This window comes from Adhaeribacter sp., from assembly GCF_057359045.1.
In genome coordinates, this window is record NZ_JBMQUD010000119.1 from 49,931 (window position 1) to 72,850 (window position 22,920).

At 44.2% G+C, this 22,920-nt stretch carries 13 protein-coding genes; 1 reads left to right on the forward strand and 12 read right to left on the reverse strand.

All coding sequences use genetic code 11. The annotated features are described in order from the left end of the window. Window positions 1–30 precede the first annotated feature (30 nt). The 8 genes from ACO1R6_RS17885 to ACO1R6_RS17920 form a co-directional block, all read right to left on the reverse strand. The gene (locus ACO1R6_RS17885; RefSeq protein WP_486266397.1) at window positions 31–930 is read right to left on the reverse strand and encodes a sugar phosphate isomerase/epimerase family protein; all 900 of its coding nucleotides are present in this window, start codon (window positions 928–930) and stop codon (window positions 31–33) included. Between the two features lie 159 nt (window positions 931–1,089). After that, the gene (locus ACO1R6_RS17890) at window positions 1,090–2,250 is read right to left on the reverse strand and encodes a Gfo/Idh/MocA family protein (RefSeq protein ID WP_486266398.1); all 1,161 of its coding nucleotides are present in this window, start codon (window positions 2,248–2,250) and stop codon (window positions 1,090–1,092) included. Between the two features lie 104 nt (window positions 2,251–2,354). After that, a complete protein-coding gene (locus ACO1R6_RS17895; protein ID WP_486266399.1) occupies window positions 2,355–3,125 on the reverse strand; it encodes a ThuA domain-containing protein in 771 nt (256 codons plus the stop codon). Window positions 3,126–3,263: 138 nt separating this feature from the next. Next, window positions 3,264–6,884: a PVC-type heme-binding CxxCH protein gene (locus ACO1R6_RS17900; protein WP_486266400.1), complete on the reverse strand. Its 3,621-nt coding sequence runs from the start codon at window positions 6,882–6,884 to the stop codon at window positions 3,264–3,266. Between the two features lie 139 nt (window positions 6,885–7,023). Continuing rightward, on the reverse strand, window positions 7,024–7,725 hold the full coding sequence (locus ACO1R6_RS17905) for a DUF3823 domain-containing protein (RefSeq protein ID WP_486266401.1): 702 nt from the start codon (window positions 7,723–7,725) through the stop codon (window positions 7,024–7,026). A 28-nt stretch (window positions 7,726–7,753) separates the two neighbouring features. Continuing rightward, the gene (locus ACO1R6_RS17910; protein WP_486266402.1) at window positions 7,754–9,637 is read right to left on the reverse strand and encodes a RagB/SusD family nutrient uptake outer membrane protein; all 1,884 of its coding nucleotides are present in this window, start codon (window positions 9,635–9,637) and stop codon (window positions 7,754–7,756) included. A gap of 17 nt (window positions 9,638–9,654) precedes the next feature. After that, the gene (locus ACO1R6_RS17915; protein WP_486266403.1) at window positions 9,655–12,732 is read right to left on the reverse strand and encodes a SusC/RagA family TonB-linked outer membrane protein; all 3,078 of its coding nucleotides are present in this window, start codon (window positions 12,730–12,732) and stop codon (window positions 9,655–9,657) included. A gap of 377 nt (window positions 12,733–13,109) precedes the next feature. Continuing rightward, window positions 13,110–14,159, reverse strand: coding sequence for a LacI family DNA-binding transcriptional regulator (locus ACO1R6_RS17920; RefSeq protein WP_486266404.1), 1,050 nt, complete (start codon window positions 14,157–14,159; stop codon window positions 13,110–13,112). A gap of 415 nt (window positions 14,160–14,574) precedes the next feature. Here ACO1R6_RS17920 and ACO1R6_RS17925 point away from each other — a divergent pair, with 415 nt between their 5' ends. After that, on the forward strand, window positions 14,575–15,201 hold the full coding sequence (locus ACO1R6_RS17925) for an HAD family hydrolase (RefSeq protein WP_486266406.1): 627 nt from the start codon (window positions 14,575–14,577) through the stop codon (window positions 15,199–15,201). 122 nt (window positions 15,202–15,323) lie between these two features. Here ACO1R6_RS17925 and ACO1R6_RS17930 read toward each other — a convergent pair whose 3' ends face one another. The 4 genes from ACO1R6_RS17930 to ACO1R6_RS17945 form a co-directional block, all read right to left on the reverse strand. Further along, window positions 15,324–16,352 (reverse strand): glycoside hydrolase family 43 protein, encoded by a 1,029-nt coding sequence (locus ACO1R6_RS17930; protein WP_486266407.1) that lies wholly within the window; start codon window positions 16,350–16,352, stop codon window positions 15,324–15,326. A gap of 191 nt (window positions 16,353–16,543) precedes the next feature. After that, window positions 16,544–17,248: a DUF3823 domain-containing protein gene (locus tag ACO1R6_RS17935; protein ID WP_486266409.1), complete on the reverse strand. Its 705-nt coding sequence runs from the start codon at window positions 17,246–17,248 to the stop codon at window positions 16,544–16,546. A 9-nt stretch (window positions 17,249–17,257) separates the two neighbouring features. After that, window positions 17,258–19,153, reverse strand: a complete 1,896-nt coding sequence (locus tag ACO1R6_RS17940; RefSeq protein WP_486266410.1) for a RagB/SusD family nutrient uptake outer membrane protein — start codon at window positions 19,151–19,153, stop codon at window positions 17,258–17,260. 15 nt (window positions 19,154–19,168) lie between these two features. After that, entirely contained in the window at window positions 19,169–22,354 is a 3,186-nt protein-coding gene (locus ACO1R6_RS17945; RefSeq protein ID WP_486266411.1) for a SusC/RagA family TonB-linked outer membrane protein, read from the reverse strand. Between the last annotated feature and the right edge of the window lie 566 nt (window positions 22,355–22,920).

Here is a 22,920-nt window from a genome sequence, read left to right on the forward strand (position 1 = left end):
ATCTTTAAAAGAGGAATGCTGAACAGGGTATTATTTGGTTACATATTGCTGCGCTGATTTACTTTTATTTAGCGGGGCTGATGCAAATAATTGCTTAAAAAACGCGAGTCCTTCCTGCGCCAGTTCATCGGCGCTATTGGCTAAGGGCCGCCAGATACAGGCTGCTTTGGCCAGTTCTTTAGAAGGTGCCCCAAACGTTTCGATTACAATAGCGCCTTCGTAGCCAATATCAGATAAGGCTTCTTTTATTCCCAGCCAGTCCAGGTGGCCGGTACCGGGCGTGCCCCGGTCGCTTTCGTTGCCCTGCACGTGGCACAAAAGGTCTTTGCCAATTTTGCGGATAGCCGCCGGAATATTTTTTTCTTCGATATTATTATGGAAGGTATCTAAGGCAATTTTTATGTGGGGGTGATTAATTTCTTTCACCAAAGCCAGGGCCTGGTCTACGGTATTAATCATATCGGTTTCAAAGCGGTTTAAAGGCTCTACCCCGATTACTACGCCGTACTGGGCCGCCACTTCGGCGGCTTTAAGCAAATTTTCAATGCACCAGGTTCTTTCCTGCTGTTTCTGGTCGGGGGTAACCAGCCGGGTTTTGCCTACCGCTGAGTATACCGGTCCGGTAAAAACGGGGCTACCCATATCGGCAGCAATTTTAACGCAGTCGATAATATAATTTAAGCCTTGTGCCCGTACCGCCGGGTCGTCGCTGGAAATATCGCGGTCGGGACCAAACGCACCGCTAATGGTAATTTGTAAACCGGTTTGGGCCGCTACAGCTTTCAGCTGCGGCCAATCTATCAACTCTTTTTGTTCTACGGCTACTTCTAAAATATCGTAGCCCATGTCCTTTAATTTATAAGCTAAATTTATATCGTTAGTGGTAAAAGGAGATACCCAAATAAAAGTACTGGCGCCAAATTTAATCATATAGAATTAGAGAATATGCGGGTTTAAAGGGTAGCTTAAAAGCACGTGGCGATTAATATTTTGCCATGATTTTAACTTGATTTTCACCCTTAACGGCCCTGTATGTAATTAAATATTAAAAAGCGAGAATGGGAAAAACCCATTCTCGCCGGTACCGGTTTAAACTTCCAGTTCAGAAGCTCTTTCGGTTACGGGTTGCTCTGTTAGTTCAAAATCAGGAATAAAAATCCGTTTACCATTATTCATGGCCGATTCGTGGGCGCAAATACCAGCACAGGTATAATTAGCGGCTACATCGGCATCTACCGCCGAATTACGGCCTTCTACAATGGCAGCTATAAACTCTTGTACCAGATGCGGATGCGAACCGCCGTGACCGGCACCTTGTAAGAAAGATACGTGATTGGGATCGTCTATTTTTTCTCTTTTGGTAAAATTCGCAATTTCCGGAATCAGCATTTCATCGGTATCGGGTACATCTATGCGCCGGGCGTTTTCGCCGCCATCAAATATTACATGGTGCTCGTCCTGGAGTTGCTCCCACTCAAACGACATTTTGGTACCGTACACGTCGTAGCTTTCGCGGTACTGGCGTACTACATCAAACAAAGAACGGGTAGCTTCGGCTACCACATCCGAATTCTTTAAGGTAAAAGTGGCGGTTTCTACAGCATAAGGCGCATTATAGCGTTTGGCTAAATCTTCGCTTAGCCGGCCGGAGCCGTGGCAAACCACACTTTCGGCTTTGGTATTGTTTATGCGCAACAACGGCGAAATAGCGTGGGTACCATTTAGCATCGGCGGAAAACCTTTCCAATATTCGGCCCAGCCTTCCATGCTCATATCCTGGATATGCGACCCTCTTACAAACTGAATTTTCCCCAACTGGCCGCTTTCGGCCAGTTGCAAACCGTATAAAAATTCGCGGGTATACAGGGCGGTTTCCATCATCATGTACACTTTACCCGATTTGCGCTTGGCATCTACAATGGCCTGGCAATCTTCTACAGTCATGGCCATGGGTATGGTGCAAGCGGTATGTTTGTTGGCGTTAAGCGAGGCCAGGGTCATGCGGGCATGTTCGGGCACCGGTGTTACAATATGAATAGCATCTACATCTTCCCGGCCCGGTACATCCTCAAAATTCTGGAAACATAAATTTCTATCCAGGTTATATTTAGTGGCTAACTCGTCTAACGTATCCTGGTTGCGGGTGCAAATTCCTACAGCTTTAATGTTAGGATGGCTCTGGTAAATAGGAATAAATTCTTTACCAAAACCCATACCCACAATTACAACGGTGATTTTTTTCTGATCCATGCTATTTTAATATTTAAAAAGTTATAGAGAATTATTTTGGTGAATAGACATCCGGTACCGGGCTTTTAAAGTGCCCCGGCCGGCTTGCTTCAGGAACTGTGTGCTTACTTTTTGGCCACCCACTTTACGGCATTGCGCAGCAGCGTTTGGTAAGCCGGCAAATTATGCGACTCGGCGTCGTGGCCCAAGGCTAAGCCCACAATGCGGGCTTGGGGGTGCTTTACCACAAATACTGAGGGGAATATTTTATCGGAACCCGCCACACTGGAGCTGGCCAGCACTTCTACCCCTGGCCCCTGCGGGTCGGGTACGTAATAATAGCGTTCGTCTTTTAAAGTAAATTTAGGTTCTACGCCCTGGGTAACCGGATGATTGGTGTTATTAACCGTTACCTCAAAGCTGCCGTACCGGTCGTGGCCGCGCGAGCCGCCGCTTACAATCTGGGTATTAAATTCCGGCCAATCGCGCCAGTTGTACCACATACCCGCATGGCCTAAAACCAGGCCTTTGCCGGCATTTACAAAATCAAAAATAGCCTTACGTACCTCCGGCCGATTGATGGGGTGATTATTAACCAAATAAAGCACGTCGGCATCGCGCAGGTAAACATCAATAGAATCGGTAATATTCGTATATCTTACCGTGGCGAAACCATTTTGCCGCAAGGTGGCGGCATCTACCTGTTTATACCACTGGTCAAAATCATGGGAAGAGCCCCCGCCTACCATTAAAATTCGAATACCTTTAGCGTTTTTACCGCCACCCGCCGAGTTAACTTTACAACTCGAAAAGATAGCGCCGCTTAATACCAGTAATACCAGCCAAAAATAGGTTTTAATTGGCGGGCAGAGAGAAAATACAGAAATATGCTTCATGGTGGATAGTTGCTTTTTTTATTTAAAACCAATAGGGTTGATAAATTAAGGTTAATTTTTGAATACCAGCCACTTACAGGCTACTTCTTAAGCGAAGAAATACCTGTTAAAAGACTCATTATTGTGGTAACCTTTGGTTTATTTGGTTACCCGCATAATGCCGTTCATGCCGCGCCAGTGCCCCGGGAAAGTACAAACAAACACGTAGTCGCCGGGTGTGGCGGGCGCCGTAAATTCTAAAGTGTAGCTTTCGCCGGTATTCAGGAGCTTGGTGGCCCACAACACTTCGGGTACTTGCGGCACATAATTTTTTTCTGCGCCGTTCGGGTCCCGGGCCAAAGCATCGGCCGCTGCGCCTACTTTCTGGAGGGTACCGGGTTTGATAATAACTAGGTTGTGCTGCATGCCATCGGGGTTTTCCAGGTTAATGGTTACTTTTTGGCCGGCTTTAATGGTTATTTGCTTTTTGTCAAACTGCATCAGATGTTCTACCACTTTCATGTTGATGGTAATGGGCGGGGTAGCCTGAACTGTTTTTTGCCCGACTTTAGCAGTACCATTTGTTTTCTTTCCATTAGCCGATGCAGTGGCGGCCGTTGGCCTTTTTAATTCCAAAGCGGCATTCTGAATATTTCCGGCTAAGGCAAATGCACCTTCGTAGGTACCTATTTTGTTTTCGTTTTCAAAATCCTGACCAGTGCGTAAGCTTTGGGTTAAAGGTTGGGTAAATAACCCCGGGGCCTTGGCTTGCGCAACCAGCTTGCCATCCAGTTCAATGCTTAGCGCCCCGTTAGCGGCCACCCGGCCCACAAAATCAAATTTTTCGGGTACAGCGGGCGTAGTTGCTTTATAGGTTTTACCGCCCTGGTTTACCACCAAGTTTAATTTATTACCCTGGATGTACATACCATAACCGGCATCTTTGCCGCCCTGCGCCATAATTACGCCTTGTAAATCGCGGTTGCCTTTGCTAATGGTACCTTTAATTAATATTTCTTTGTTGCTTACATCCGGCGGAAAAGTCAGGTTACCTCTGCGGGGCAAAGCATATACTTCCTGGTTCAATGCTTTCATGATCCGGTCGGTGAGTTTTAAGGGCTGGGCCGATTCGCTGCCGACTGGGCTTTTACCGGCTGCCGCCATAAAACCTTTTTCGTGGGTAATAGCGGCCGCTAATAATGCTTTAGGCAACCATTCATCGGCTTCGTTCTCGGGTTTTAAGCTGGCTTCATACACCTGGCGGCCCAGCTCGTCGGAGGCCGGTAAAGCCGCCATAGCCAATAAAGCATTCATCCGGACGTTTAAATTAGGATCGTGCAGGAGGTTATTTTTCTGCAAAGCAGCCGCACTTTGGTTTGCCGGCAAAACCTCAATGGCGGCTTTTCTTACGCCGGCGGCCGGGTGCGCTAAAGCCTTGGTAACTACCTGCTCGGCCTCGGAATTGCTACCATTTAAGGCACCTAAACCCTGCAGGGTCCACAAGGCATGCACGGCCGGCGCGTTCAGGCCAATTTCATCTACCCGCGGGTTATTTATTATTTTATATAAGCCGGGTAAGGCCGCCTGGTTTTTAGATTCTACGAGTAAGCGCTGGGCCGTTAACCGCCAGAACATATTGTCGTTTTCTAAAGCCGCCAGCAAACCAGGTAAATCGTTTTTAGATAGTTTCAGATTTTCGGAGGGCTTTGCTTTTTTATAAACTACCCGGTAAACCCGCCCAAAATTTATATCGCGCAGCGGGCTTTGGAAAGCATTGCCTTGGCCGTGCGGCTGCTCCGTAAAGGGCAGTACCATGCGCGAAGGGGCCTGAGCCGGTACAAACACATTGTGCTGAATAATAAAATTATACCAGTCGGCTACCCAAAGTGCTCCATCCGGACCTACTTCGGCGTGCACCGGGCCAAACCATTCGTCGGAACTGGCCATCAGGTTCCAGCCATCTTTTTCGGTAAAACCCGCGCCTTTGGGTTCTATAATGGCGTTGTGCACCAGGCGTACCGTGGGTTCGGTTACAAAAGCAATGCGGTTCCAGTACTCTTTCGGGAAATTACGGGCCGTATACAAATGGTGCCCGGCCGCAGCCGTAAAACCACCTACCACATCTACCTGCCGTAAATTAGGGGTCATGGCGTGCGCATCGTAGTGGCCGTCTATTTTCTGAATAGGTTGCGCTAGGACTGGCTGCCCCGTATTCTGATTTGTATTTTGCGCAACCGCCGGAGGCAAATTTCTTTGCATGTACCGGGCCGGCATAGAGTAAAAAGCGCTGTGGGTGTTATTAGCCGTAGAAATAAACACGTTATTATCTTCCGAGAACCCTAAGCCCCAGGTATTATTACTCGATGAGGCTAAATATTCCAGGTCTTTGCCATCGGGCGTAAACCGGTAAAGTCCTTGCCCAAAGCTCATGGTTTTGCCGCCTACAGTACCATTAAAGCCCGAATACCCCAATACGCCCCAGATTTTATTATCGAAACCATATTGTAAGTTTGATGGCCCTGCATGGGTATCGTTTTTGCCCCAACCAGTAATAATATTTTCCCGCACATCGGCTTTGTCGTCGCCGTTGGTATCTTTCAGGAAAACAAAATGCGGCGCCATAGAAACAATTACGCCGCCATTGGCAAAAACCATACTGGTGGGAATATTCAGCTTATCGGCAAACACGGTAAACTTATCGGCTTTGCCATCGCCGTTGGTGTCTTCGCAAATTTTAATGCGGTCGTTGGCCAGGCCATCGGTTTCTACAAAAGTATTGGGGTAATCTACCGATTCAACTACCCACAAGCGGCCCCGCTCGTCCCAGGCCATGTGGATTGGGTTAGTAATATCGGGCTCGGCGGCAAACAACTTTATTTCAAAATCTACGGGTACCTGAATTAATTTTTGTGCCTCGGTTGTCGGCAAGGCTTCCTGCATTTTAGGTACCTCGTAGCGTTTGGTAAAATCCGAAATCTGAATATTGGCCGGAGCATAAATATCTACATTCGGAATATTTAATTTCTTTACCAGCTCCTGCACCTTGTCGCCAACGGCCCAAAACACACCGTTTTTAACCAGTTTTAAAAAGCCCGGATTGGTCCAGGTGCTGTCGTTGTGGCCGTAAGCAGTATAAAATACGCGGCCTTTGCCTTGGTTGCGTACCCACGTGTACGGTTCCTGGGTACTGCCTTCGGTGCGGGTCATGAGCACCGTCATATCTTTGTTTAGGTTCTGGTGCACGTAGGTTTCGTCCCAGGTAGAGAACTCGGTTAAACCCTGCATTACCGGGTGATTTTTCTTTACAATAGTGGGGGTAAACGTACCGGTACCGTGCGATTTAAAAGCCCCACCTACTGTTTGAATATACCAGGGCGAATTTTTAAAGCATCCCGCCGCCGAATGCAAGGGAATTAAACCTTTACCACCCTCCACAAATTCTTTTAAAGCGGCTTCCTGGGCCGGCAAAATATTATCGTGATTGGCATAAATTATTAAGCCATCGTATTTGCTTAGGTTTTCCTGGTTCAGGTCGTTCAGGTCTACGGTATAGGTAATATTTATACCGTCTTTAAACAAGGCGGTAGCTAGCCAGGGCGCGTATTTACCCGAATCGTGGTGTTTGCTGTTATGGCCTAAAAAAAGGAGTTCGGCCCGGCGAGGACTGTTTTGTTTACTACTATTGGTGGCGGTACCGCTTCCGCTGGTGCTGGTCTTGTTTGTACAACTGTTAAAACCAAGCGAAATAAGTACTAGCCAGAAATAATACAATTTATTCATGTTAAAAATATTTGTGGTGGGCATAGGGTAAAATCAAGTGCCAGCGCAATATTTAAAAATATTGCAAAAGTTAGCCAGAGCCACCCGGAGAAAAGTAAAACACCGGGTGGCTCGTGGCCGATACTATCTTGTTTTAAATTTAAAGCTGAACTTTTTGTACGGGTGAATATAACATGTCTTCTACGCCCACTATTTTAACGCCTACCCGGGCAAAAACATAATTCTGGGCGGGCACAATAGCTGGCACGGTAGCACTTAAGCTTATATTATTCAGGTCGGTTAAACTGCCGCCGCTTAAATCCCGAAAAGCAATATTACTACCTCTGTCTACAAACATCGTTTTATTTATGTATAAAGATACCCGTTCCACGTTCCGGGCATTGGCATCGGTAATAATTTTTTCTAACTTAAAGTTGGCCGTTACATTCTGGCCCGAACTGGCTAGTTGGGGAGTCCGGATCATGTAGTAAGGCATCACCTCAATGTCTAAAACCTGGTTTCCTTTTAAATCAACCAAAATGGTATCAGACTGGGTAACATCGTTTTTAATGGATCGAAATGGTCCTTGCGCCGGTTGAATAATTAATTTGTACTGGGCATTAAAAAGCAGTTGCGAATAAGAACCATCCTGATCTACGGCCACGTTTATAGCACTTTTAAGTTGCCAACCCGGTTCCCAAAGCTGCATATTTACTTCGTTGTAGCCAACATTTATGGGTTCGCCTTTATAAACAATTCTACCTTCTAGTTTAGACTGGGGTGCCTCATAGTTATCGGTTTCGCAAGAGGCTAAACCAAGACCTAAAGCAAAACAAAGCAGGGCAATAATCTTATTTTTCATTTTGTGATTTCCTTTTTAGAGTTAATGCTTACTGATTAGGCTGCCGCACAATTAAAGGGTTGTTACTAATAATACCATCACCAATTTGAGAATAGTAATTCCCTAACCGGAACCGATCTGGATTGGTAACTGGGTTGGGCAATACAATCCGGAATACCCAATCGTTGTTGGTTGGATTGGCTGGATTTGACAAATATTTATAAGGCCACAAACCAAAAGGCATCGTACTGGTTTTATCGGCCTTACCAATGTTGGTGGTTAAATCCGAAGCTGTCATCCGATTACCATTCCAAACCACGTGGGCTAATCGCCAACGCTTCATATCAAACAGTTGGTGACCTTCAAAAGCCAATTCTACTTTTCTTTCGTGCACAATGCGGTCGAAAGTAATTTGGGCAGGCGTGAGTGGCGTAGTTAAGCCGGCCCGTGCCCGCACCTGGTTCATGTATTGGGCCGCTAGCTCGGGTTGTCCTAATTCAAAGGCAGCTTCTGCTGCGTTTAATAATACTTCGGCGTACCGGTAGCGCACCCACCAAACTTCGCTCCGGGTTCCAATCTGTCCGGAACCAGCAGCTGGATCCAAGTATTTGCGCACGTAAAATCCGGTTTGGGCGGTAAACTCTAAACCATCAATCGGCCCGCTAAAACCAACAACCTGCTCATTCACGTTATCACCATTTATATCAGCTTGGCCGCCTATGTTGTTAGACGTAATAACAGTACCATTCGGGCGCATATAGCCGGCCCAAATATCTACTTCTTTGCCTTTAAACTGGGTTCCTGGCAATATTACCGTACCGTACAGCCGGGCATCGCGGCCGGCAAATAAATCAGTCGGGTTGTTATAATGAATTAAATTACCGCTGGCATCTGTAATGGGCAGGGGCGCAAAAGTATTATCTAGTTTCTCAAAAGATTGCACCAAATTTAACGATGGATTTAACCGCCCCCCTTGCTGCTCTTCTGATTGATAACGTGGTTGGTTTTCAACGGTAAAGCCTACAGTTTTACCAGTTCTTAACTTAAAATCCTCTACCCAGATAGCTTCGGGGTTATTGGCTTTGTCATAAAAGATGCTAGCAAAATTTTCGCCTAAATCGGGCTTTTTCTGGTACAAAGCATAACCTAAAGGCATTATTTCCTGGGCTGCGCTTAAAGCTTTCTGGTAATAGCCGGTAGCCATATTGGCCGGAATACCTACTTCGTTGCCGGGTAAAGTAACCTGGGGCGTAGAGGCACCATATTTAGCTATAGAACCGGCATATAAGGCTGCCCGCGCCTGCATGGCTAAAGCTGCTCCTTTGGTAGCCCTGGCTTTGTTATTAACGCTATTAGGTAATATACCTTTTATTTCCTCTAACTCTTTTATAACAAAATCATACACTTCGTGTTCTTTAGCTCTAGGATGCCGCAGGTAAGAGGGGTCGCCGCTGAAATCATAAGATAAAGGTTCTAAGATTAAAGGCACTCCGCCCATTCTTTTTACGTGCTCAAAATAAACCCCTGCCCGGATAAAACGGGCTTCGGCCAAGAATTGTGCCCTGTCGGCCTCTGTAAGCTCCGTAGCGGCCTCAATCCTTTGAATAAAAACATTTATTTCACGGATATAACCATAATCCCACATACCCCAATCGCCATAACCATACTCCGTGTTTCTATGGCGCCCATAATCACCCGCAGCCGAGGCAAATGCTTCATCAAAATTGGTATAATCCCACCAGTTTTCGGTGCTTTGCAAATCCGGGAAACGACCGTAAAGATTACCTAATACAGATAAGACTAACGTTTTATCTTTCCAAATCTGGTCATTTAGCAGAATATTGGTTGGTTCTTTATCTAAAAATTTATCGTTATCGCAGGCCGAATTACTTACCAGCAGGCCGGCAAACAGTATATAAATATATTTTTTCATTTTGCTAATTCTGATTTTTAGAAAGAAAGATTTACCCCCAGGTTTACAAACTTATTCTGCGGATACTGCAAACCATTGGTATCCAGAATCTCCGGATCTACGCCCAGATGCCCCACATTATCAATAGCAAACAAGTTATAACCGTTTAAGTAGAACCGGGCTCTTTGTATTTTAATCCGGCTTAGTAACCCTTGCGGTAAGGTATAGCCTATTTCGAGGGTGCGGGCCCGCAGGTACTTGGCATTTATTAACCAAAAATCAGATTGCCGGTTTACATTGCTATGGCCGCCTTCGTTAAAGCGCAAAGCCGGATATTTACCGGGCACCCAGGGGCTATCCAGGTTAAAGGGATCTTCGCGGTGCCACCGGTCTTCATAAAATACTTTGGTTAAATTACCGGTATTCTGATACGGAATTCTTAATTCCCATTCAGGCAGATAAGAATAGCCGGCACCGCCGGAGAAATCGGCTCTGAAATCGAAGTTGTTATAAGAAGCAGTAAAATTTAAACCGAAATTAACCATAGGGTTCCGGTCTCTGGGGAATCCAATAGGTCTTTCATCGAAACCATCAATTTTACCGTCTTCATTTAAATCTTTATAGATTAAATCACCGGGCAGTAAGGTTCTGTTACCCTGGCCATCAATGTTTACCGGATAGTTATTGATTTGCTCCTGCGACTGAAACTGTCCATCGATTTGGTACCCCCAGAATAAACCAGTCCATCTGTCTTCGCCTGAATTCCGGTAATGGTTCCAGGAGTTGGCGAAACGGGGTTTATACGATTCTAAAAATCTGTGCCGGGAGTAAGAAATATTGCCTCCAATGCTAAAGTTTAGCTTTCCGGCAGTGGCATTATAATTCAGGGAGGCTTCGCCGCCCATTTGGGCATCAGAGTTTAAGTTTTCATTTGGCAAAGAATAGCCTAATTCGCTCGGTACTAAAACATCATATCTTTGTTGTGTTAAACCAGTACGTTTGCCGTAAAAATATTCAACAGAACCCCCTATTCTACCATTAAACAAGGCATAATCTAAACCTACGTTCGTAAGTTTTCTTGTAAACCAACTAATGTTAGTAATGGGTACTGGCCGATCTAGAACAGCACCAGTAACGGCATTGCCGTCCAGAATGGTAGTACCAGCGGGATATCTATAACCCACAATATAATCAAAAGGCCCCAGTCCGCTTACATCATCATCACCAGATACGCCGTAAGAAGCCCGTAATTTAAGGTCGGTTAAGGCATTAATTCCTAAACCTTTAAAGAAGCCTTCTTCGGTAATACGCCAGCCGGCCGAGGCATACGGGAAATTACCCCATCTTTTATTTGAAATAAATTTCCAGGAAGCATCTCTGCGGCCGCCTAATTCTAAGAAATACTTATCGGCAAAATTATAATTAATCCGGGCCACATAACCCATCCGGGCTTGCTGGTTATCTGAATCGTTATAAGTATCAATATCTGTAAACAGAATAAGCGGGAGCACATTGGTTTTAGGTACCGAATGAACATGAATATTGGTTTCGCGGCGGGTTAGTCTTTCGGTTACAAAGGTGGCGCCAATGGTGTGTTTACCAAAGGTGTTGTTGTAATTCAATTGTCCCTGGGCCGTGGTAGTATAAACTTTACCGGTCTGTCTTTCGCGGTAAGGGTTGGTACTGCCACCAGTTCTTTCATAAATTCCGGTTGCTTCCCGGTAGGTATACGCATCATAGGTATATTCGTGGATATCCAATACGTGGTCGGCCAAATAATAAGAGTACAAGCCTTTTATGGAAAGCCCTTTGATAGGCAGTTGGTATTCGCCGTTAAAATTAGCTTGCAGTACCCGCCAGTCATCTTGCAAATAGCCCGAGATGGTTTTATTTAAAATACCCCAATTGGTGTCGTTATGCCCTATATCGTTTACATAAGCCGGATTATCGTTGGCATAAGGCCGTTCGGTTGGCCGGTTCCGGAAAAGCGCAAACCGGGGCGCCCAATAATCATCGCCGCCCGGTACGCCCGGGTTCTCGCGGGTTTCAATCCGGCCGTTTATTTGTACTCCCACTTTAAGCTTTTCGGTAATATTGGCATCTACGTTCGACTGAATATTAGTCCGGCCAAAGGTAAACTCCCGCCCCAGTACCGATTGCTGATTTAACCGGGTTGCTGATAGATAATATTTAATTTTATCGGAACCGCCGGTCGCATTAACATTAATAGAGTTAAGGGGCGCATTTGGTTTTATAATAAAATCGTACCAATCAAAACTCTGGTAACCTTTTTCGGTACCAGCTTTCCATTTTTCTAATTCGGCTGGAGTAATACTGGTTCGGCCACTTAAGTTCATTTCGGCATCGGCCCGACCAGCCATCCATTCATACGCATTTACGGTTTCAGGAAAACGAGCCCAGTTTTGCCAACCGGTATAAGCATCTATATTTAACCGATTACTACCGGTTTTTCCGCGTTTGGTGGTTACTACCACTACCCCATTGGCTCCTCTGGAACCATAAATAGCCGCCGAAGCATCTTTTAAGATGGTAATACTTTCGATATCGTTGGGAGCAATATTATTAAACTGACCGGCATCTTGCTGAATGCCATCAATTACAAATAATGGCGTACCCATATTCCGAATCTGCACATTGGCACTAGAACCTGGCCGGCCATCGGGCATCCGGAACGAAACACCCGGCAACTTACCCGCCAGGGTTGCACTTACAGTAGAGGCATGTACCGCTTCCAGGTCCTTGCTGGTTACGGTGGCCACTGAACCGGTAATAGATTCTCTGGTTTGGGTACCGTAGCCTACTACCACCACTTCTTGCAGGGCTTTGGCATCGGGAGCCAGCACCACATTTACTACCGTACGGTTATTAATGGCTATTTCCTGGGTAAGATAACCTATAAAAGAAACAACTAAAGTACCGCCGCCAGCTGGCGAACTTAAAGAATAATTACCATTAGCATCAGTAGCCGTGCCATTGGTTGTACCTTTTATCAAAACGGTTACACCCGGTAACCCAACATTTTTTTCGTCGGTTACTTTGCCGGTAATATTAATTTGCTGGGCGTAAATACTGCTAGGGGTTGTTAGCAGCAACATAATTATGCCGAAACAGCAAAAAAGCAGCTGCTGTATCGTTTTAGCATACGTGTGCAAAGGCCAAAGCACACTTTTTTGTAAGATGTGTTTCATTAATTGTGGTGGTTAAGGGTTATTAATAAAAAAGAACTTTGAAAGCCAACCAAAATAATTAACTGCAATCTGGCATTTAAGTAAATATTTGCTGGGCTAAGAAACACGTCCTTAGCTCTTTCAAAAAAATTGCCTGTCCGGCTGCTTAAATTGCAACCGCTAAGCCACACCTGGCTATGTAATTCCGATAAAAGCCAGTACCTTGAGAAATAGTAAACAAGACACGCAACCGGTTGCGTAATTATAGAGAGTTTTTTTATTTATTCAAAATTATCGCCTTAAAATCAAATATTTTTTTTATTAAACTGGCTGGAGGCCCTTACAATCAGCTCGGTCGTAAGCACCTTTTTTTGAATGGTAGTGGTCTTATTCTTAATTTGTTGAAAGAATATTTCGGCTGCAGTTTCGCCGATTTGAAAGGCCGGTTGCACCAAAGATGATAATTGCGGTTCTACTACGGTATCCATGGGCTCATCGCAAAAACCAACCACCGCCGTTTGCTCCGGTATTCTAATATTATTTTCCTTTAAGGCTACCATGGCCCCAATGGCCAAGGGGTCGCAAAACGTAAAAACAGCATCGGGTTTAATACCGGTATCGAGCATTTTTTGGATAGCTTCCCGGCCATTCTCCTGCTCCAACCCGGCTCCGCAATCTACAATCAACGCTTCATCAACAGGTAAACCGTATTTTAAAAGGGCATCTTTATAGCCATTTATCCGGTTTTGGCTAATCATTAACAGAGGTGGCCCGGCCAGGTGCGCTATTTTGCGGCAACCTTGCTTTATTAAATGTTCTACGGCCGTGAAAGCACCCAGATAATCATCAATAATAACACTGCTGGCCTCTATGCCGGGGCAAACCCGATCGAAGAAAATTACCGGAATATTGCGCTGCAAAAAGGCTTTAAAATGATCACCGTTTTTTGTTTCGCGCGATACAGACACCAGCAACCCATCTACTTTACTGGATAATAGCGTTTGCGAAACAATTACTTCGCGTTCGTAAGACTCGGCCGATTGACAAATAATAACTTTATAGCCCGCTTTGTAAGCCAGCTCCTCAATACCCGAAATTACCGTAGAGAAATAATAATGCGAAAGCAATGGCACAATTACACCAATGGTTTTGGTCGACCGTTTAGAAAGGCTGGAAGCAATGTCGTTGGGGTGGTAATTATACTTTTTGGCGAGATCCTGGACCGCCTTTTTGGTAACTTCTCCGATAGAATGATGATTCTTGAGCGCCCGTGAAACAGTAGATTTAGAAACATTTAATTCCCGGGCAATGTCTACAATGGTAGTTTCTTTGTACGGCCTCTCCTTTTCTGCCATCGTATAAAAGTTAAAATAAAATGTAAATTAGCTAACGTAAAAATATTAAAATTTACCTATATTCCCTCATTCAGATTATATCGGATCAAATGTTTTCTGAATATAACCTGGCCTAAAACAGCCGCTTATGTTTTCAGGTGGAATATCTCAATTACCAACCGGCATATTACTTACAATATCTAAAAGGCGGGCGCACATACATCGGTACCAATATTTCTATCAGAATAAATGGCCTGTTTATATATTATAACAAATGCCATTACTAATAGCTTTTACTGCTAATTGTAAACAACGATTAACCTGTACCACCGAATATTATACCAGATGACTAAAAAAATAGGCTTAATTTAAGCGCTACAACTATCAATTTAATAAATAAAGCTGCAATTTTGTTTTTTTAACCAAATAGAACTTAATGATTAATACCATAATATTTGATTTGGGCGCGGTTTTAATTGACTGGGACCCAAATTACCTGTACCAGAAAATATTTACCAATGAAACCGAAAGGCAGCACTTTCTGGAGAATATTTGCACGCCAGCCTGGAACGAAGAACAGGACGGCGGCAGATCTTTACAGGAAGCTACCGAATTATTAATAACGCAGTATCCCGAACACGAAGCTAACATCCGGGCTTTTTATACCCGTTGGCCCGAAATGCTGGGCGGCGAAATTTCTGGTACCGTTGAAATTCTGACGGCATTAAGGGCCAGTAATCAATACAAATTATTAGCGCTTACCAACTGGTCGGCCGAGACTTTCCCGATTGCCTTGGAGCGTTTTGAATTTTTAAACTGGTTCGAGGGCATTGTGGTATCGGGTACCGAGAAAGACCGTAAACCTTTTGCCTCTTTTTACCAAACCCTGCTCACCAGATACCAGGTAAACCCCGCCGAAGCTTTGTTTATTGATGACAATCTTCGGAACGTAAAGGCTGCGGAGCAAATAGGCATCCAGGCCATCCATTTTCTAAACCCAGCCCAACTCCGCGCCAGCCTCTCCAATTATGGCATTTCGTTAGATAGCCATCCGCAGGCTTAATAACTTTGCGCAGCAAGCAAAAATATTTGGCTGTTGAGCTATTTTAACCTGAACCGAGTTGTTATTCCGGATTTTAGTACACGCCTGGCACTTAAGTAGTAAATAAATTCAGGGTTTATTTACTACTTTAATGGCCGGCGTGCCACCCCGGTATTTGTAATTTTCACCGGATTAATGTAGCCTTTTTCGTCAAAGGTCATTTCGTCGAGGCAGGTTACACGGTGGTTGGCATTGGTTTCGCCTAAAGGCCGGCGGTGGTATACAATATACCAGCTATCGGTTTTGGGCACCTGCAGCACCGAATGGTGACCCGCACCGGTTGCCACGGCGGGGTCTTGCTGCAATATTTTATTTATGCGCTTAAAAGGGCCAAACGGCGAATCGGCAATGGCGTAAGCAACCGAATAATGCGGGCCACCCCAACCACCTTCTGACCACATAAAATAATATTTACCGTTCCGGATAAACATAGTTGGCCCTTCTACATAGCCTTCGGGCGTAATTTCTTTAAAAGTAGTACCATCCTCAAATGGTATAAAGCCGGTAAAATCGGGTTTTAGTTTGGCAATATTGCAGTGCCGCCAGCCGCCGTAAATCATATAATACTGGCCATCCTTATCTTTAAATACAAACTGGTCGATGGGTTGGGCACCGTTCACAATCTGCCCGATTAAAGGTTTACCTAAATAATCTTTATAAGGCCCGGCCGGGTTATCGGCCACCGCTACTCCAATTCCGCCTACTTCGGTTTTATCGTTTTGGATATCATTGGCACCAAAAAACAAATAATATTTGCCTTGTTTCTCAATTACCGCGGGTGCCCACATGGCCTTCTTTGCCCATTTAACGGCGGTAGTATCTATAATGCGGGCGTGTTTTTGCCAGTTTACCAAATCCGGCGAAGAAAACGCATCCAGAAAAATCTGGTCTTTGTAGGGCGCTGAGTAAGTCGGGAATACCCAGTATTGTTTACCAAAGATAGCTCCTTCCGGATCGGCATACCAACCCGGGAAAATAGGATTCCCGGACATAGCGGTTTTAGCCGCTGGCTTATTTTTATTACCGGCTTTGGCTTTTGGCGCTACCTGGGCCATTACGGTATTAAGTTCTACCACCGAGAACAAACTTAAAAGTAAAAGTAATTTTTTCATGATTTACGCTGGCATTTAACTAAGGCAAGGTACTTTTTTAAAAGAGAAATAGTTTAAATACCCTAATGCCCGGAACTTAACCAGTACAATAATAACAATGTTTATTTTATGCCGGATGCTGTTCTACAGAAAAAAAGCATTATGCCTTAAGTAAACCCTTAAGACATAATGCTTTTAGTTTTAAGAAATATTTACCGCAACTGAATTTTAATCGGGGCACTGTAGGCTAGCTCCTGAATACCAACTGTTTTTACCCCAATCCGAGCAAAGGCGTAACCTTTACCTGTCAAGGCGGCCGGCAAAGCAGATGTATTCACACTTAAAGTTACCGGTTCATTTAAGTTGGTAATAACTGAAGCCGTTTTACTAACAGGAGGAACAATCTGATTAGTAGCATCTACAATATTTGTACTACTAATATAAAGAGTTACCCGCTCTAGCTGCCGGGTAGTATTTACTTGCTGAATATTAAAAGTAGCATTAATAGCCGTATTACCTTTTGTAATTTGCTCATTCTTTATTAAAAAGAACGGATTAACCGGCACCTCAACTACCGAAGAGCCTCTTACCTCCACTTCAATGGTATCAGTCTGGTCGACCCAGGGGCCGTTACCCCTTACGCGGGTAAGTTTGTAGTTGCCATCAAACAGCACCGCCGAAAAGGTACCATCCTGCGCAATGTTTACGTTTATGGGAGTAGTACGCCACAAGGGATATTCCGGACCACGCTGCCGCAACTCCAGCCTTACAGCATTAGACCTTACCCCTATTTGCTGGCCATTATACACTATTTTACCGGTTAAGGTAGATTGGGGTGGTTCGTAATTATCGTACTCACAACTGGCCAGAAAAACAGCTAACATGATGGTTAAGTAAGAATATATTCTAAGTTTCATATCTCTAAATTATTGGAAAGGATTTCTGGTTATTTTGATATTATTATTTAACACGTTTTGCGGAATAGCCGAATAATAATTGTTTAACTGAAAATTGCGGGGAGCCCGGAAACGTGGTGCGGTTAACTTATCGTAAACATATTTATCGTGGGTAGGATGCCCTGGACGAACAACCCGGTAAGGGTACAGCGCCAATGGGATAGCATTGGGGTTAGTTGAACTACCATTCCAGATCTCGTGGGCAATACGCCAGCGCTTTAAATCCCAAACGCGGTGGTCTTCAAAAGCCAATTCTACCCGTCGTTCGTTCCGGATTCTGGCTATGGTTAACGTACTTAGGCTATTAGGCACAAAGCCAGCTCTTTCCCGTACTTGGTTTACATAACCTAAAGCCTCCGGCATTCTGCCCAGTTCCAAAGCAGCTTCGGCGGCATTTAATAAAATTTCGGCGTACCGGAACCTAATCCACCACATTTCGCTGCGTATACCGCGGGTACTTGCCATAGGCGTAGGGTCGATGTATTTCCGCATGTAGAATCCGGAGTTGGAAACCTCGGTAATACTGCGGTGCGGACCAGAAGAACCGGTAAGTAATTTACCATCTCCGTTAGGATATTTTTGGCCGCCCCAATTAGAACCTAGTTGGTCACCTTCTATGGTATTATAACCAGAGCCGGTCCAAACTTTTACCCCTGCCTGCATTTCTACAGGCAGCCCCCGGAAAAAGGTACCTGGATAGATTACGGTACCATATAAACGGGCATCTTTATTCGCAAATATATCTTGTAGCTTGTCGTAATAAATATAATCGCTGTTATCTGCTGTCCGGTTTTTCAGAACACCTGGTGTACCATCCAGGTACTCAAAATCTTCTACCAGGTTTAATATAGGCGTAATGTTGGACGAAGAAAGGTTATCTTCCCGCACATTCCGGGCAATATTATCATAAGTAAAGCCATGACGTTTGTCTTTGGTAACCGAAAATTCCTGCGCAAATATTACTTCCGGGTTGTTTGATTTCTTGGTAATTGCGTCGAAGAAATTCTCTCCCAAGTCAGGATTGCGTTGATATAGCGAGTAAGTTTTGCTGTTAATAATTTCTTTAGATGCTTCCAAAGATTTGGTATAATATTCGGTGGCTTTGTTCGCCGGAATACCTACTTCACCACCGGGGGTAGATATAGGGGCACCCATCAGGTTGTTGTATTTGGCAATTGAACCAGCATATAACATAGCCCGACTTTTTAGCGCTAGCACAGTAAATTTATTTGCCCGGGTTTGGCTTACACCATTGCCAATATTATCTTTTATAGCATCCAGTTCAGTGGCAATAAAATCATAAACTTCTGCTTCTGTGTTGCGGGGATATTGCAGAGGAGTTACATCACCGCTAAAATCATAAATAAGCTGGTTGGTAATAATTGGCACCCCACCCATTCTTTTAACGTGCTCAAAATAAGTATAAGCTCGCAAAAAACGGAGCTCAGCTTGAAACTGGGTTTTCTGAGCAGCTGTTAAGGTAGTGCCAAATTTCTCCATGTTTTCCAGCGCCAGGTTAATATCCCGGATTAAACCGTAATCCCAAATTGCCCATCGGTTAGGAGAATAAGTTACCAAATTATTCCTGTCATCGTTATTCCCCGACCACATGGCTTCGTCGTAAGACGCAAAATCCTGCCAGCCTTCTGTTACGGTAGCCGTATTAGATGCTCCATGATGTAAGTCTGTATGCCAGGCAAGACGGTCATAGTAGTTAGCCAGTAAGCTGGTAATCATTTTGGAGTCATTCCAAACTTGTTCTTCCTTAATAAGGGTAGGCGATTGCCGCTCTAAAAAGTCGTCTTCGCAGGCAGTAAATGGCAGTAAAGATGCCCCCAGAATTAAATATTTATATATACTTTTCATAAATTGCTTTAAACATTATAAGCTTAAGTTAAAACCAGCGGTAAATACTTTCTGCTGCGGATACACCAAACCACCATTCGACGACACTTCCGGATCTAACCCAAATTCTTTTGTATTATCAATTGAGAATAAATTGGTACCGGTTACATACACCCGCAGCCTGTTTATGCCCATCCGGTTAATAATGGCTTGCGGAATGGTATAGCCTAACTCCAGGTTCCGTAAGCGGATATAGCTTACGTTGGTGTTCCAGTAGTTGCTTCGGCGGGAGAAATTAACATGGCTATTCTGGTCTTTCCGTACGGCCGGATATTTGCCCGGAACCCAGGGACTATCGTTGTTATAGGGGTCCTCACGGTGCCACCGGTCTTCGAACATATAATTAGGCGAAGTACCGTTGTTCTGGAACGGAATTTTCATTTCTACTTCGCGGCGGAAAGTTTGTAAAGTAGCTCCGGCAAAGTCGAAGGCCAGGTTAAAGCCTTTCCAACCCACGCTGGTGTTAATACCAAAGCTCATATAGGGGTTGGCACCTTCCTGATAGCCAATAGGCCGTTCGTCTAAATTATTTATAATTTTATCGCCATTTACATCTTTGTAGATCAAATCGCCGGGAAGATGGGTGCGATTGCCTTGTCCGTCGTTATCTACATCATAGGTATCAATTTGATCTTGCGATTGAAACTGGCCAACCACCTCATAGCCCCAGTTTACGCTACCCCAACGATCTTCCCAGGCATCGCGGTATTCTTGCCAGGAATTACCCCATTGTGGGTTATAACGCTGATAAATATCCCATCTTCTGGCCAAGGTGGCATTGGCACCAACCGAGAACGACACATCTCTTACTTTGCCGCTGTAAGTTAAAGCCCCTTCTACCCCCCGGTTTGATTCTTTCAGTAGGTTTGCCCTTGGTAAATCATAACCCGCCTCTCTCGGCAGTAAAACATCGGTCTGGAATTCAGGCAAACCAGTTCGTCTCCGTTCGAAAAGGTCGAATTGACCAGTTAAACGGTTAAAAATGGTAAAATCAATACCTACGTTACGCGTGTGATTCTTTATCCAGGAAAGCGTAGTGATAGGAAGTCCTCTTGGACGTACACCTGTATAATAGTTACCGTCAAAGATGGCACTGCCTTGAGCCCAGTTATATCCTGGGTCGTAGCTATACGGAGCCACAACATAATCATCGTTATTCAAGCGGTCAGAACCAGTTAAACCGTAAGAGGCGCGTATTTTCAAATCGTTCAGGAAGGAGCCAAAACGGTCTTTCATGAAAGCTTCTTCGGAAATACGGTATCCTATCGAGATTCCCGGGAATAAACCCCAACGACTATCATCACGGAAAAGGAAGGAACCATCGTAACGGCCCAGAACTTCGAGCAGATATTTTTGCTTGTAGTTGTAATTGATACGGGCAATATAACCGGCCCGCGCTTCCTGGTTAAATTCATCAATAAGAACATCCTGATTGGCAAAGTACATGAGAGGAATATAATTATTGGGCGGTACGGTATGTACCACTAAGTAATTATTCCGGGTATCATTCCTCTCGTATGCCGCTACTGCCGACAAACCGTGGTCGCCGAATTGTTTATTATACGTTAACTGAAATTGGGCGAACCGATCCACAATATTGCGCTTACGGCGCTCCCGCCAGGGGTTCTGGTTTCCTGATTCAAGCTTATACGTATCAGTAGCCGCATCATAAGAGTAGGCGTTGTAAGTATACTCGAAACCATCAAAATCGAAATTGGTAAAATTATAAGAATAGGTACCCCGGGCACTTAGACCAAAATTAAAATCATATTGGGCATAAAAGTTACCTTTGGCTGCCCGCCAGATTTCGTCTACATAGCCCGTTACACTCTTTTTATAAGTAGCCGGGTTTACGTTTACGTTATGGTTTTGCGCAATATAATCAGGGTTGTCGTTGGCATAAGGGCGTTCCGTTGGCCACATGCTAAAGATACTCAGGAAGGGGTTAAAATAATCATCCAGACCGGGTACACCAGCTTGAGAACGATCTTCTAAGCGGCCGTAAATCTGGGTACCCACCCGCAAGCCTTTGGCTATACCGGCATCTATATTTGCCTGAATATTAGTTCGGTTAAAGTTATAATCTTTAATAATGGCATCCTGGTTTACGTGGCTCACCGAGAAATAATAATTCATGGTTTCGCTACCGCCCGAAGCACTCGCATTTAAATTGTATTGCGGAGCAGTTTTATCCATTACCTCTGAGTAGTAATCAGTACTAATAAAGCCTTTTTCGGTTCCAATTCGCCACTTTTCTAGATTTTCTGGCGATATTACGTTTCTTGGATCTCTGCCCTGGTTTTGTTCCGATTCGGCTAAAGCGCGCATGTGCTGGTAAGCATTGGCCGGGCGCGGATAACGGGTAAAATTCTGTATACCATAATAAGCGCCAACATTAATCTGCGGTTTCATGCCGGCTTTACCTTTTTTGGTAGTTACCAGAATAACCCCGTTTGCCGCTCTTAAGCCATATATAGCCGCCGAAGCATCTTTCAGGATCGAAACACTTTCAATATCGTCGATACCTAGGTTGTTGAACTGGCCCGCATCGGAGGTAACTCCGTCAATTACATAAAGCGGCGTACCCATATTCCGAATCTGAATACTGGTTCCGGCTCCCGGGCGTGCATCGGCCTGGCGGGCAGTAATACCCTGTACTTTACCAACCAAAGCCCCAGTAGCAGTGGTAGCGGTGGTTCGGGCAATATCTGTAGCCTGAATCTGACTTACTGCCCCCGTTACGGTACCGCGGGTTTGGGTACCATAACCCACTACTACTACTTCTTCTAATGCTTTGGCATCCGGCGACAAAGTAACGTTAATAGTAGTACGGTTATTTATAGGCACTTCCTGGGTAACATAGCCAATGAAAGATACCACTACGGTACCCGCTCCTTCTGGCACATTTAAAGAAAATTTTCCTTCTGAATCAGTAGCTGTTCCGTTAGTTGTTCCTTTGATTAAAACAGTTACACCGGGTAAGCCTTCGCCATTCTCGCCGGAAACCTTACCGGATAAAGATCTTTGCTGTGCCACTAAAACGTGGCTGTTTAAACAAAGTAGAATTACCGCCAGCAAGTAAGGAATGGAAGCTTTCTGCAGCAACCACCTGGCAGGCAATTTGGCAGAAGGCGGCAAATTTTTGGGTAATAAATTTTTCATACAAAATTAGTTTTAGGTGATAAGTTGGTGGAATAGATTTGATAACATCTGCATAGAGTTATTCAGGCGGAGAGTCTATTAATTGTCAATTTTACATTATAAATTTAAATACAGATTTACATAAATTTCTTCATATTTCAAAATGAGAAAAAACCTTGTAAAGAGCAGTATATTTACAATTTAAGTAATGGGCTAGTTATTCTGGTTAAATATTTATTACTAATAAAAAGCAGAACAGCAAAATTTATAGTGTTATAAATGTTTTTTTGATATTTATTAAATTCGAAAAAAATTATTCTTAAATAATTCCTTTCGTACTTTCTTAAATTAAGCTTTAAGAAAGGATTTTATGGGCTTATTTTGGATATTGTTTTCTCTTAAGATTAGTGCCTTTACACTAGAATAGTAGCTTTAAATTTACTTAAGCTCGTAAGTTCAGCCTGTAATATTTTTGGGTTCACCAATAAATCAATTTCTCATTTTATTGATGCTTCATTCTTGAATGTAAGTTATAGCCTAATGTTTACTAAAGTCCTGGCTAGTCATCAGCATAATTTTAACCAAGT

What these genes read in the sequence shown, in the direction of transcription:
- ACO1R6_RS17900 (WP_486266400.1), bottom strand. Translation starts at nt 6,884, where the DNA reads ATGAATAAATTGTATTATTTCTGGCTAGTACTTATTTCGCTTGGTTTT.
- ACO1R6_RS17935 (WP_486266409.1), bottom strand. Translation starts at nt 17,248, where the DNA reads ATGAAACTTAGAATATATTCTTACTTAACCATCATGTTAGCTGTTTTT.
- ACO1R6_RS17940 (WP_486266410.1), bottom strand. Translation starts at nt 19,153, where the DNA reads ATGAAAAGTATATATAAATATTTAATTCTGGGGGCATCTTTACTGCCA.
- ACO1R6_RS17910 (WP_486266402.1), bottom strand. Translation starts at nt 9,637, where the DNA reads ATGAAAAAATATATTTATATACTGTTTGCCGGCCTGCTGGTAAGTAAT.
- ACO1R6_RS17885 (WP_486266397.1), bottom strand. Translation starts at nt 930, where the DNA reads ATGATTAAATTTGGCGCCAGTACTTTTATTTGGGTATCTCCTTTTACC.
- ACO1R6_RS17925 (WP_486266406.1), top strand. Translation starts at nt 14,575, where the DNA reads ATGATTAATACCATAATATTTGATTTGGGCGCGGTTTTAATTGACTGG.
- ACO1R6_RS17895 (WP_486266399.1), bottom strand. Translation starts at nt 3,125, where the DNA reads ATGAAGCATATTTCTGTATTTTCTCTCTGCCCGCCAATTAAAACCTAT.
- ACO1R6_RS17915 (WP_486266403.1), bottom strand. Translation starts at nt 12,732, where the DNA reads ATGTTGCTGCTAACAACCCCTAGCAGTATTTACGCCCAGCAAATTAAT.
- ACO1R6_RS17890 (WP_486266398.1), bottom strand. Translation starts at nt 2,250, where the DNA reads ATGGATCAGAAAAAAATCACCGTTGTAATTGTGGGTATGGGTTTTGGT.
- ACO1R6_RS17930 (WP_486266407.1), bottom strand. Translation starts at nt 16,352, where the DNA reads ATGAAAAAATTACTTTTACTTTTAAGTTTGTTCTCGGTGGTAGAACTT.
- ACO1R6_RS17945 (WP_486266411.1), bottom strand. Translation starts at nt 22,354, where the DNA reads ATGAAAAATTTATTACCCAAAAATTTGCCGCCTTCTGCCAAATTGCCT.
- ACO1R6_RS17920 (WP_486266404.1), bottom strand. Translation starts at nt 14,159, where the DNA reads ATGGCAGAAAAGGAGAGGCCGTACAAAGAAACTACCATTGTAGACATT.
- ACO1R6_RS17905 (WP_486266401.1), bottom strand. Translation starts at nt 7,725, where the DNA reads ATGAAAAATAAGATTATTGCCCTGCTTTGTTTTGCTTTAGGTCTTGGT.